The organism is Neobacillus sp. Soil_C_43, from assembly GCF_057656715.1.
Genome location: NZ_JBDGJV010000001.1, coordinates 13,806 through 26,324 on the forward strand (window position 1 = coordinate 13,806; position 12,519 = coordinate 26,324).

Annotated in this window: 13 protein-coding genes; 4 read left to right on the plus strand and 9 right to left on the minus strand. The window is 35.8% G+C overall.

Going from position 1 to position 12,519, the window contains the following annotated elements; translation table 11 throughout:
• Window positions 1–47: 47 nt before the first annotated feature.
• The gene (locus tag AC3A54_RS00080) at window positions 48–266 is read right to left on the minus strand and encodes a helix-turn-helix domain-containing protein (RefSeq protein ID WP_308083665.1); all 219 of its coding nucleotides are present in this window, start codon (window positions 264–266) and stop codon (window positions 48–50) included.
• 163 nt (window positions 267–429) lie between these two features.
• On the opposite strand from AC3A54_RS00080, the gene AC3A54_RS00085 reads away from it, so the two are divergent.
• Window positions 430–597 (plus strand): hypothetical protein, encoded by a 168-nt coding sequence (locus AC3A54_RS00085; protein WP_308083664.1) that lies wholly within the window; start codon window positions 430–432, stop codon window positions 595–597.
• A 208-nt stretch (window positions 598–805) separates the two neighbouring features.
• On the opposite strand, the gene asnS is transcribed toward AC3A54_RS00085, so the two are convergent.
• The 4 genes from asnS to AC3A54_RS00105 form a co-directional block, all read right to left on the minus strand.
• Window positions 806–2,197 (minus strand): asparagine--tRNA ligase, encoded by a 1,392-nt coding sequence (asnS, locus tag AC3A54_RS00090; RefSeq protein ID WP_487652943.1) that lies wholly within the window; start codon window positions 2,195–2,197, stop codon window positions 806–808.
• A gap of 233 nt (window positions 2,198–2,430) precedes the next feature.
• Window positions 2,431–3,297 carry an alpha/beta hydrolase gene (locus AC3A54_RS00095; protein WP_487652944.1) on the minus strand — a complete coding sequence of 289 codons (867 nt, stop codon included), beginning with the start codon at window positions 3,295–3,297 and terminating at the stop codon, window positions 2,431–2,433.
• Between the two features lie 227 nt (window positions 3,298–3,524).
• Entirely contained in the window at window positions 3,525–4,553 is a 1,029-nt protein-coding gene (locus AC3A54_RS00100; protein WP_487652945.1) for an S-adenosylmethionine:tRNA ribosyltransferase-isomerase, read from the minus strand.
• Window positions 4,554–4,555: 2 nt separating this feature from the next.
• Window positions 4,556–5,284 (minus strand): SDR family oxidoreductase, encoded by a 729-nt coding sequence (locus AC3A54_RS00105; protein ID WP_487652946.1) that lies wholly within the window; start codon window positions 5,282–5,284, stop codon window positions 4,556–4,558.
• Between the two features lie 231 nt (window positions 5,285–5,515).
• On the opposite strand from AC3A54_RS00105, the gene AC3A54_RS00110 reads away from it, so the two are divergent.
• Entirely contained in the window at window positions 5,516–5,746 is a 231-nt protein-coding gene (locus AC3A54_RS00110; protein WP_308083659.1) for a hypothetical protein, read from the plus strand.
• A 22-nt stretch (window positions 5,747–5,768) separates the two neighbouring features.
• Here the strand turns inward: AC3A54_RS00110 and AC3A54_RS00115 are convergent, their stop codons facing one another.
• Window positions 5,769–6,236 (minus strand): GNAT family N-acetyltransferase, encoded by a 468-nt coding sequence (locus tag AC3A54_RS00115; RefSeq protein ID WP_487652947.1) that lies wholly within the window; start codon window positions 6,234–6,236, stop codon window positions 5,769–5,771.
• Window positions 6,237–6,402: 166 nt separating this feature from the next.
• Here AC3A54_RS00115 and AC3A54_RS00120 point away from each other — a divergent pair, with 166 nt between their 5' ends.
• Window positions 6,403–6,537 (plus strand): BA3454 family stress response protein, encoded by a 135-nt coding sequence (locus tag AC3A54_RS00120; RefSeq protein WP_308083657.1) that lies wholly within the window; start codon window positions 6,403–6,405, stop codon window positions 6,535–6,537.
• Window positions 6,538–6,555: 18 nt separating this feature from the next.
• Here AC3A54_RS00120 and AC3A54_RS00125 read toward each other — a convergent pair whose 3' ends face one another.
• The gene (locus AC3A54_RS00125; protein WP_487652948.1) at window positions 6,556–7,170 is read right to left on the minus strand and encodes a DUF2238 domain-containing protein; all 615 of its coding nucleotides are present in this window, start codon (window positions 7,168–7,170) and stop codon (window positions 6,556–6,558) included.
• Window positions 7,171–7,261: 91 nt separating this feature from the next.
• Window positions 7,262–9,586: an RNA polymerase recycling motor HelD gene (gene helD, locus AC3A54_RS00130; protein ID WP_487652949.1), complete on the minus strand. Its 2,325-nt coding sequence runs from the start codon at window positions 9,584–9,586 to the stop codon at window positions 7,262–7,264.
• Between the two features lie 1,216 nt (window positions 9,587–10,802).
• Between helD and AC3A54_RS00135 the strand changes: the two genes are divergently transcribed.
• Entirely contained in the window at window positions 10,803–11,336 is a 534-nt protein-coding gene (locus AC3A54_RS00135) for a YceI family protein (RefSeq protein ID WP_487652950.1), read from the plus strand.
• Window positions 11,337–11,402: 66 nt separating this feature from the next.
• Here the strand turns inward: AC3A54_RS00135 and AC3A54_RS00140 are convergent, their stop codons facing one another.
• Window positions 11,403–12,329, minus strand: a complete 927-nt coding sequence (locus AC3A54_RS00140) for an ATP-grasp domain-containing protein (RefSeq protein ID WP_487652951.1) — start codon at window positions 12,327–12,329, stop codon at window positions 11,403–11,405.
• Window positions 12,330–12,519 lie beyond the last annotated feature (190 nt).

Here is a 12,519-nt window from a genome sequence, read left to right on the forward strand (position 1 = left end):
AAACTAAAAAAACAGACTCACATTTGAGTCTGTTTTTTTCTTTAAGATTATGCTTCTTCAGCAGTCCATACATATAAATCTTCAATCTTGCAATTCAATTCTTTGGAAATGGTCATTGCAGAATTTAAACTCATTACCTTCTTGGATAAATAGTCATTGAGTTGACTTCTAGGTATATTAGTATTCTTTTCCAAACCAACCAAGTCCATGCCGTTTTTTGATAATAAGGCCTTGAGGTTACTCTTTTTTGCTTTATAATTTGTCAAAATGACACCTCACTTTTAACCATCATATCATAGTAGCATTAAAAATGAAAGGAAAAGGCAGTGTTTCCAATTTTTAACTTTATAGTATAACCTAAATGAAGGACAAATAGAATAAATTAATTTGTGTTATACTTAAGTTGTAATATAGAAGGGGTGTAATTAAATGAAGAATTCAAACAACCGATATAGTAGCGGCCAAACTGTAAACATTAAAGAAACTGGTGAAAATGTCACGATCTTAAAATGGCAATATGTAAAAAATATGAAGAGATATTCCTATACCGTTAAAGAGCACCCAGGTACATTTTATTTTGAAGAAGAATTACAGTAAGAAAAGCGCAAGCGCCTTGGTCAGCCCCGACAGGCAAATGTTCTTCGGCAAGAAAAGTCCGCCTTTTGACTTTTATTGCCGAAGGTTATTTGACCCGAGGGGCTAGCCGCTGGAGCTGGACAATTCTCGAAGACGAATTTTATGCTTGTCTATAATGTGAAAAATTCACAAAAAGACCAATTCACTGAATGAATTGGTCTTTTTTGACTTAAAATTCTGCATTTCCTGGAGTTCTTGGGAATGGAATGACATCTCTGATGTTTGTCATACCAGTTAAGTACATAATTAAACGTTCAAATCCAAGGCCATAACCAGAATGTTTAGTTCCGCCGTATTTTCTTAGCTCTAAGTACCACCAGTAATCTTCCTCATTCATACCAAGTTCATTAATTTTTCCAGCTAAAATATCTTCACGCTCTTCACGCTGGCTACCTCCAATTAACTCTCCAATTCCTGGAACTAGTAAGTCTGTGGCAGCAACTGTTTTATTATCTTCGTTCAATCTCATATAGAAGGCTTTAATTTCTTTTGGATAGTCAGTAACAAATACTGGCTTTTGGAACACTTTTTCGCACAGATATCGCTCGTGCTCTGTTTGTAGGTCTGCTCCCCATTCAACAGGATAAGCAAAATTTTCACCGGATTCTTTTAACAGGTTAATTGCTTCTGTATACGTCACTCTGCCGAAATCCGCCGTAAAGGCATTATTTAAGCGATCTAATAAGCCTTTTTCAACGAAACTATTGAAGAAGTTCATTTCCTCTGGCGCTTGTTCAATAACATAACCAATAACAGACTTAACCATCTCTTCAGCAAGATCCATAATATCAGGAAGCTCCCCAAAAGCGATTTCTGGTTCAATCATCCAAAACTCCGCTGCGTGTCGAGCGGTGTTAGAATTTTCAGCTCTAAAGGTCGGTCCAAAGGTATAAACATTACGGAAAGCTAAGGCAAATGCTTCTGCTGAAAGCTGTCCACTAACAGTTAAGTTAGACTCTTTACCGAAGAAATCTTTTGATGTATCCGTTTTTCCTTCTTCATTTTTCGGAAGATTTTCCAAATCCAATGTCGTCACACGGAACATTTCTCCCGCACCCTCCGTATCACTCCCAGTGATAATCGGCGAATGGACGTTTACAAATCCTTTATCTTGGAAGAATTTATGGATGGCATATGCTGCTAATGATCTCACCCGAAAGACAGCCGCAAATGTGTTAGTTCTTGGTCGTAAATGGGCAATCGTTCTAAGGTATTCAAATGTATGTCTTTTCTTTTGTAACGGATAATCTACATTTGAGGTACCTTCAATAGTGATTTCAGTTGCTTTAATTTCAAATGGCTGCTTTGCTTGAGGAGTATAAATAAAATCTCCTTCTACTTTAATCGTTGAACTTATCGGAAGCTTTGTTATTTCTTTAAAATTATTTAATCGCTCGTCAAAAACGATTTGAACTCCTTTAAAGAAGCTACCATCATTTAATTCAATGAAACCAAATGTTTTGGAATCGCGGATGGTACGAATCCATCCTGATAATTTCACCTTTTGTTCCACATAACTTTCTGTGTTTCTGTACAAATCCTTGATTAAGGCCTGTTTCATAGTAGTTCCTCCTAAATCATATGTATATGGTCATCAATTGGCCAATGGCATTGTTTTCCACCAATGGACTAGGTGACGAAATAAAAAACCTCCCATCCCATTGGGACGAAAGGTAAAATTCACTGACTATCCTCGTTTTTCTTTTATCCCTTCAATATTATATAAAATACCATTCAATGAAGCAATTTTCAACAAAATTCCCGTTTGTAAGCGAATTAATTTTTGTTTACTGTTTATTCCGTTACCAAAATGTCATTGGGTAGTCCAATCTTATCAAGAAGCCAATTATGGCGATCTAAAAAGGCTTCTTCACACTGTGAAAATCCATGGTCTGTTTGATACCAACTTATTTTTTTCGGTGAGCTTGCTGCAGTATAAAAGGAGGTTGCCTGGTCACAATCACCATATTCATCATTTTTTGCAAATTGAAAATAAATTGAAGCAGGGGCTGCATTTTTTATATAATGGGTGGCATCGAATTTACGTAAATTTGAAATAAAAAAATCAAACCGTTCTGGTGGCAAAAAACTCCGAATTAAAACAGCCATTGGATGTTCACTCGTCATATGCCAGGATGAGGTTTGGGAGGCACCAGCTATTAAAACAAAAGCCTTAATTCGGTTTTCAATGCCTGCAAGCACTCCTCCCCATGTAGCGCCGAAGCCGTGTCCGACGTAGGCCATTCGATTCGCGTCTACAAATTCTAGCTTACTAAGAAGAGTAATCCCCCGCCTTATATCCATTATCATTTGAGTGTAATTTTGAATATCCACCAACGGCTCTATTGTTTGAATGAATTTTTTATACTGTTTCCCTTCTTGTTGACAGCCTACCAAAAACGGAGATTCAATAATAAGAGAAACAAACCCCTTTTCAGCAAGCAATTGAGCTTCCTTATAAAAACTTTTTCTATTCTCTTGGCCAGGATGCATAAAAATCACAGCAGGATGAGAACTTGTTTGTTTAGGCACAATAAGAAAGGCTTTCACGCACCTTTTGTAAGGGCTTTCAAAATAAACCTCTCTAATAGAATATCCTTCTTTTATAATCGACTTCCTAACTTCAACACCTGTTAAATGATCTTCTCTGAAATGAAACATTGTACACCGCCTCCAAGAAGAATCTTTAAAATTAATTTATTTGAATTTTCTGTAAAATAGACTACCATAGTAGAAATTTTAAATTTTTTAGATTGCATTCCATGTGAGCGGCACAAACTATATATAAAATAAAACCTATTAAAAACAGCTTCCCACTTATTTTACCATGGTGATAGAAGAATTAAAAACCTCGACCGTAGAGTCAAGGTTAAAGAAATTCTAGTATGTTATAAAATGAGATTCATATCACCAAACTCATGCCATAAATATCCTTCTTTTAGTGCTTCTTGATAGGCGTTGCATAAAAGATCTTCCTCAGTAAAGGCTGAGAGCAAATCTAGATGGCTAGCTTCTGGTTCATGCAATCCCGTAATTATCCCATCTGCAATCTTTAGGTTGTATGTTGGCTTTATATAAAGATTGGTCCATCCCTGTAGACAGCCATCCAAAGCTGCTGTTTCCATGGCACGTACCACTGTCGTTCCCACTGCAATCACTCTTCTCCTCTCCACTTTTGCCCTTAAAATAGTATCCCATGCTTCCTTTGGAATGTTATATTCCTCGTAGTTTTCTGTTGGGGAGTGGTCCCACTTGTCATCCAATAAATAGCTAAGCCCCGTGTGAAGTTGAATAAATACAAGATGAATCCCCTTTTTTTGGAGCTTAAATAATAGCTCCCAACTGAATGCCCTACCTGCGGATGGCATTTCTACAGAACCAGGCTGGGTAGCAAAGACAGTCTGATAGTAGTTTAGCTCCCAAGGATTATTAATATATTCATATCGAACAGGTTCTCCAAGTGCGTAAATTTCATCATACAAAGCTGTTCCTTGCTTTGAGAATTGAATCGTAATAAAAGGGGTATTCGTTGAAGCGCGTGACACAACCCCATGAAGAGTTGAAGATAAGACTAGAAAATCTCCATTCTTTATTCCAGCAGAAACTGCTAACGCTTCCCAAGTATGACCATTCTTCCGTCTTGCTAAGCGAACTTCTATCCCTTTTTGGATACAATTTTTGTTACGATATAAGTCTGCTAATAATATAGCAGGAACAGTTCTACTACTGTTTAATACAACTACATCTCCCTTTGATAAATAAAGATCAAGATTAAAAAATATATCATGATTTGTTTGCCCTGTTTGCCGATCCTGAATCATTAACTTAACATGATCTCTTCGTAACCCCCTTCTTTCAGGTGGCATTTTGGCATTTAAGAAAGGCGGGATTTCAAAGTTAAGTGTCTCTACATGCATACTTATTCCTCCCTTTCTGTAAATTCCTGCGCCTGAAATCTCTGACCATTGATATGCTTGGATGAATCGGAGGCTAGATAAAGAAAAACATTAATTACATCTTTTGGATTCGCCAGTTCATAATCGCAGTCTGGAACTGCCAATTGATGCATCTCTGTTTCCATTTCACCTGGATCTACCATATTTACTCTAACTCCTGTTTCCTTGAGCTCATCTGCCCATGTTTCTGTTAAACCTTCTAGTGCAAATTTTGATATCCCGTATGCCCCCCATCCAGCATAGCCTGTGTTCCCAGCCTCTGATGTGACATTAATGATTGACCCTTTATTGTTTAGAATCATTCCCGGAAGAATCCTTCTCGTCACTAAGAACGGGCTCACCGCATTTACTTTTAATACCTCTACAAAATCTTCTTCAGGATAATCCAGTAACAGTGGCATTGGGCTCGGACCGAGAATTGACGCATTGTTTATTAAGACATCAACTTTCCCGTATAATTCTTCTGTCATAGCAACAAATCTCTCTACATCCCTTGATTTAGATACATCCCCTGTGACTGCAAGCACATATGAGGCCCCATTCCCTTCTGCTTCTTTTTTTACTTCTTGTAAGTTCTTTTCACCTCTTGCACAAATAGCCAAATATGCTCCTTTTTGTGCGAAGGCTAGCGTCAATTCCCTGCCAAGCCCTTTTGAAGCTCCTGTAATCATGACAACTGGTTTGTTTTCCATTTCCAAAACTCCTTAAGATCAATTTATGTTCTATGCTTCTATCTTAAGAAATATTTGTTTTTTTCTCCTCGTAAAGAAGCTTGATTCTTTCTACAACTTTGGTCCGAGATAACTTCTTATTTTTTTGTCGGAATTTTCAATAATCATTATAACTTGTAGAAGGAAAAAGTTGGTTTCTCGTCGAATATGTACTAAACAAAAGATACTCGATTCTTGATAGGAGGTTACTTTGTGGACAAGATCACTTGTATTGCTTATCTTCTTTACACATCATCTAAGAATCAAGACATCAAAGAAAAAGCCATTCAATTATTGAATGGCGAGGTATCTATTCGTGATTTAAAAAGAAATATTTCTATTCAAGCGCACATCGTTTTAGCAGAATCTTTACTGAAGAAAAATAAAATAAATAAAAATGATGTTCAGTTGTTTGCAGAGGAATTTATGGTAATTGAAGTTTAGAGCTTTCTTTTGGAAGTTTTTTTTAGCCCAATTGTTTTTGATAACATAAAATTCCACTTCCATTTTGTGCAATAACTGTATTATAATAGTCAAATCCTAAGGATTCCCAAAAGCGAATCGCTTTTTTATTTTCACTCAAAATACCAATACGAACTTTATTGACACCTCGTTTTAGCATCTCATTTTCATATATTGAATAGGCCTGCATGCCGAAGCCATAACCCTGGTAATCGCCATGAATCATTAATAGTCCTAGCCATGGATGATGATCTTTTGGATTTTCCATCAAGTAATCAATTACTCCTATATAGGTGTCATCAAGCTTAATAAATGCACTCGTTGAATGAGGATTTAAGAACTCCTCCTCTACTTCTACAAGTGTCCTTACCTCATTTCCGTTCTCAAATACATTATATTCTGGATTTGAATTAACCATCTCTAAAGCAATATACAGCGTTTCTTTTGATACTTCTTCAAAATAGATTGACATGCTTACTCTCCCTACAAATCACTTTATGGAACAATTATATCAAAATTTATGCCCGCTAACACTTACTGTCATACGCATAAGGCAGCAGTCATACACTGAAATGTTGTCTATTTTTTATCCAACAAATAAACACCAATAGCAATAAAAAAAAGAAAGGTGATAACTTATGGTACAAATTGAAGTAACTATTACATTCGAAGGAAGAAGCTATTTAACCAACGTGATTACAAATCCTGAAACTTCAAATGAAGAGATCCTCCGCCTTGCATATGAACAAGTACAAAAGCAATGGAAAAAGTAAAACAGCCGGCGGCTGTTTTTATTTTTTCATTTTCATTAGCTGTTGTGAATGAGTTTTACACAGTGTTATATAAGAAATAATTGAGCCAATTAATGCTAATAGCATATCCCACTGAGTATCCCATACATCTCCTTGAGTACCAAGGAACGCTTCGGCAGCTTCTCCAGTTAAAACAGCCACAAAAAATTCAACTAATTCATAAACTGCGCTTATTGCTAAACACATAGACACCACTGTAATAGGCAGCCATTTAGAATTTTTTAATGGCGAGGTCCGTATGAGTAATTCTCGAATAATTATGGCTGGAATAAACCCTTGTGCAAAATGACCTAGCCGATCATAATAATTACGGTCCAATCCCCAAATGTCCTTAAACCAATTAAACAATGGCATTTCTGCATATGTATAATGTCCGCCAATAAATAATATTGACGAATGGATAAAGACTAAAAAATAGACCAGAGTTGTAAAGGTGAAGAAGCGATAAGTGAAAAACAAAATTAACATACCTATTAATGCTGGGATGACCTCCAACCACCAGGTAAAACGATCAGAGGGGTGTATGGCTGACCAAATTAGCACTGTTGAAAAAAGTAGTAAAAAAACAATCAATAATCGATGTTCCTTTAACATTGAGACTCCCCATTTTCAGTCATTATTAGCAAATAGTATATGTAAAAAGCTGCAAGACTCACTAGAGGATCTTACAGCTTTTTTAAACAGTTTAAATTAACTCGTAAGCATCCCTTGGTACAACCTTTAATAGAGGCGAAACCTGTCCCGTGGCAAATATATGCAGTTCATGCATAGCTCGAGTACAGACGGTGTAGAATAGTTTTCGTTCACTTTCTCTAATGTAAGGGGAACAATCATATAGAATGACCGCATCAAACTCTATACCTTTAGCTAAATACGATGGAATGACAAGGTTTCCGCGTTCATAAGAAACTGTCCCCTTCTCGATTAAGTGCAGTGGTACGTCTTGTTTAAGTGCTTCAAAAACATTTTTACTTTCTTCTGCAGTCCTACAAATTACTGCAATCGTTTGATGTCCATCTGCTTTCCATTCTTTAATTTTTTCAAGAACCAAATGATTAATTTTTTCGTGATTAACCATTTCAATAACCGGCTTCCTACCTTTACGATTAAAGGGGATGATTTTCTCACCATCTGTAAGTAAACCACTGGTAAAGCGAACAATTTCTCTTGTAGAACGATACGTTTTTGTTAATACAAACCTTTCAATTTCCTTTCCTTTGATGTCTAATTCTGTTAACACCGTTTCGGAACCCGTCGCTCCAGAGAAGATAGCCTGATTGAAATCGCCTAGAAGTGTTATTTTACTATAAGGAAAAAGTTTTTGAATAAAAGCAAACTGGAACGGTGTATAATCCTGGGCTTCGTCAATAAAAATATGGCGAATGGCAGTATTTGATTTTCTTCCTTCTATTAAATCCTGGAGGTACACATAAGGTGTGCAATCTTCATAGGCAATTTCCATATTATTTAATTTATTTATTGTGAGACCGCAGATCTGTTCCCAATTAGATGGGTGTGTTTCTGTAATTATTTCCAAGCCCTTAAACAATTGAAGATAAATTTCCGGCATATTAATAAATTTTAAACTCTTCACCCGTGAAAATAAGGGCTTAAATTTTTCTTTGACAATCATTTCTGCTAATAATTTTTGCTCCCGTTCAAAATCATCAAATGTATTATCTGAAAAACGATCTTTCTCCTGTAGTTTTTTGAATGCCTCCATAAAATCTTCTTTTTCAAGGTATTGCAACTCATCCTCTACCCAGCTTCTAGTACGCTCACGTTTCATTGCACGTTTTATTTCTTTCAATATCCAATCCCTTACTAGCTGAATTCGGTTTGGAATGGAATAACTATCAGGCAATGAATAAAAATAATTATGAATTTCTTCTTTAGAAACCAAGACATCTTTTCTAAAAGTTAAATCCTTAAAAATTATGCCCTTCCTTGATAGCTCTTTTGCGTACTGATCAATTTTGTTCTTAAACTCAAGACTCGCTTTATAACGAATTCCTTGGACTCTTGTTTGATATTCAGGATTTTCTGATGCACGAAGTAAATATTCCATTTGTGTAAAGGGATCTTCTACCTCAAATTCCTTCCCAAGTCTATGCGTTAAGTATTCCTGAAAGGTGGATTGTTGCATGTTTTCTTCACCAAGCTCAGGTAAAACGGTTGCCACATAACTATTAAATAACGGATTAGGTGAAAAAAGCATAATATTTTCGGCATTTAATATTCCACGATAACGATATAACAAGTATGCAACCCGCTGTAATGCAGCTGATGTTTTACCACTACCTGCGGCCCCTTGAACAATAAGGATCTTACTTCTCTCGTTTCGAATAATTTCATTCTGCTCACGTTGGATGGTTGCCACGATACTTTTCATTTGTGTGCTTGCATTGTTGCCAAGGACTTCTTGAAGTATTTCATCACCAATTGTTACACCTGTATCAAACATACCTTTAATTTTGGATGCTCTAATAATGAATTGTCGCTTCAATAACATTTCCCCTTTAATGTCGCCTTCAGGGGTTTTATATTCAGCAGGTCCTGGAGCATAATCATAATAAAGGCTAGAGATTGGGGCACGCCAGTCATAAATTATAAAGTTTTCGTCATGTTGGTCCATTAATGAAGCAATCCCTAAATACACTTGATCGGCGGACTTTTCTCCTTCTTCAAAAAAATCAATTCGACCAAAGTACGGGGAATATTTTAATTTAGCTAAGATTTTAAGTTGTTGATCCAATTGTCTATGTGTTCGTTCTCGTTCCGACAGCAATTCAGCCTGTTGCTTAATACTTGCTGCGGTCTCGATAATATCATCTGGCTCTTCGAAATTTACAGTTACATCTTCCCAAAAGGTCTTACGAAGCTCTAGAACGTCTGAGCTAACCCTACTGGTATTTCCCAATAGGTTCGCTACCTTTTGGTCGATTTCCTCTACGACTGCACTAACTCTTTCTTGTTCTTGTTGCCAGTCCTTGTTTTGTAAATCGCTCATTTAATCACACTCCAGATAATATTTTATTCTACTTACTTGACAACCAATAACCTATATGATAATGTTATAGTAGGTTATTTTTAAATACATTATAATGATTTTTTTGTGCCAATTTTCATCTTATCATCACTTTACATAATTTTCAAGGATTTTTTATACAAAAAGCAAACGCCTGTTTAGGCGTTTTTTTTGTACATTAAGACTCCTTTTCTATTTCTCCTTCTCCATACACCCACTTCCTGTATTTTCCGTATAATGCAACCATTATGACCCTTTTTAATACATATGGATAAAACTTTATATTATTTTTTAAAAGCTTAATTTTTATAAAGAATTGCTTTAAAAGAGTACAAAATATGACGACCCTTAGCTTGGCATCAAGAGTATTATGATTTTTTAAAGAAAATGCAGTGAATAAAGACACTGAAATAGAGTATAACGGTGAGATAATAAAATGTTCCTTCCATGTGTGGTGTCTTCCCATCCCAAATCTAATCTTTCGAAATAGAGCCAATATTAAAAACAGATTTGTCTCTGTAACCATGATCATTAAGAAGAAGGAAATAAATCGTACTATATCATTCTTTTTTTCAAGCAGGTGATACCAAACATCACTCCATTTAAAGTAAAAAGGAATTAAAACAAATGTATAAATAGTTTTCCATCCGGTGTGTTTATATACTCCCAAACGTAAAAATAACATTTCTATAATATAAAAATAAATGCTAGCAGATACCTTCTTTAACCATCCCGAGTTTGAAACCGTCAAAAAAACAGATGTAAATGGGACAAAAACCGCTTGGGATAAAACAGCTCCAAAAATATTATCAAAAAAATTATTCCTAATGATATTCGGTTTATATTTATATAACTTAAATAAATTAAATACAAAATACTCAAACAGGTACGCAAGTCCTATATTGGATACCAGCAAAATAAATATGTTTTTTCTATTTTTGCTTTTATAAAAGGTTATTCCAAGAAGACAAGAATGAATCACGCATAATAACAAAAATGGAAGGTTCATTCCTTTTATTTTCCTCATTCAATTTCATTCCCCCATATTAGGTATATAAGTAGTATTCGATAAAAATGAAAAAACATAATAAAAAAAACAATTGACAATCAAATCATTTCCATCATATAATTTATCTTGAATTAAGTTATTTCAACTTCAAGATAAATGATTTCAAAACAAAAAGGGAGAGATTTACTAATGACAAAAACAAAATGGGCACTAGATACTGCACACAGCAGCGTAGATTTTTCAGTTCGCCATATGATGATTGCGAACGTAAAAGGAAGCTTTAATAACTTTAACGCAACAATTGAAGCAGATCCTACTGACTTAACAAATGCAACAATTGAATTTTCAATCGAGACTGGTAGTGTAGATACTCGTAATCAGGATCGTGATGGTCATTTAGTTTCTGCAGATTTCTTTGATGTCGAAAATCATCCAACAATGAACTTCCGCGCAACAAAGATTGAGAAAACAGACGAAGGTGAATACAATGTAACTGGAGATCTGACCCTTCGCGGCGTAACAAAACCTGAAACTTTTGTTGTTACATTTGAAGGCCAAGGAAAAGATCCATGGGGCAATGAAAAAGTAGGTTTCAGCGCATCAGGGTCTATCAATCGTTCTGACTACGGTTTAGTTTGGAATGCAGCACTTGAAACGGGCGGCGTTTTAGTTGGAGATAAAGTTAAAATCAATTTACAGATCCAAGCAGCTAAAGCTGAATAATTATAAGACTAAAAAGAGGCTGGCCTTTTGGCCAGCCTCTTTTTCCATATGTTTATATTCAATAAATTAAAGTTGTGACTTCAAAAATTGGGCCAGCTCTAGCATACCAAATTTCTGCGCCTTAGCTTCTGCATCTGAATTGTAGTTTGTATTTGTATTAATATCATACGTATATATTTCACCCGCTGCATTGTGAATAAATTCAATGCCGGCCACCTGAATATGATTGGCATCTAGTACCTTCTCATACTTATTAATAATAGGATCTGAAAAACCATCAATAATTTCAAACTTTGGTTTCTCTTCTTTTTCTTCCCCTACAGGACAGAATAAATCACCTATTTGACATGCATCCGCAGGACATAATTGGAAGCCTTCAGAAGTATCTACCTTTACTGCATAAACGAACTTTCCACCTACAAATTCACAGCGAGTAATGTAGCTTTCTGGTGCTTGTATGTACTCTTGAATTAAAGTAATACCATCAACTGGCTCCTCAAACACTGGACCTTCGATATAACTCTTCAAGCCTTCATACGTTTGAAATAGTTGTACACCTAACCCCTTCCCCGCACGGTTATGTTTCGTAATAAAAGGGGTATCTAAAAACTCAACTGCAGCCTCGAGGATTTGCTCCTTTCCCACTGCAGCTATTGTACGGGGTGTCTGGATATCAAATTTGTTTAGCTCTAAATATTGGATCACTTTGCTAATCTCCATCTGAAGTGCACGTGTACCATTTATAACCTTCCTACCGTGCGCTTCTAGCCAAGCAAGTACTTGAGCAGTAAATTCCGGTGCAAACCGGTGCCCCCTTGTATGGGAAGATGCACTCATCCGATTATAAAAAACGCCTTCTGGAGGCTCCTTTGTAAGATCGAGACGTCCGCTATCTAAATGCCACTCCTCGTAAGGCACCCCTATTTCATCTAGGCGCTTTGTTAAATGCTGTGTCCAATCACTATTCTCATGTATAATATGAACTTTTTTCAAAAGAAAAGTCTCCCCTCGTGCTGAACCCTATATGTATTTTATCCTTAATTTATCCTATTTCCTATTTATATTTTAGTTTTCTATTGTCGATTTGTGAAGGGTTAAATAATTTAAAATAATTGTATTCTTAGTCGAAAAATGAGTCTAATTCACTAATATTTTTTGGAATTTACAGAAAATTAAGGAAAAC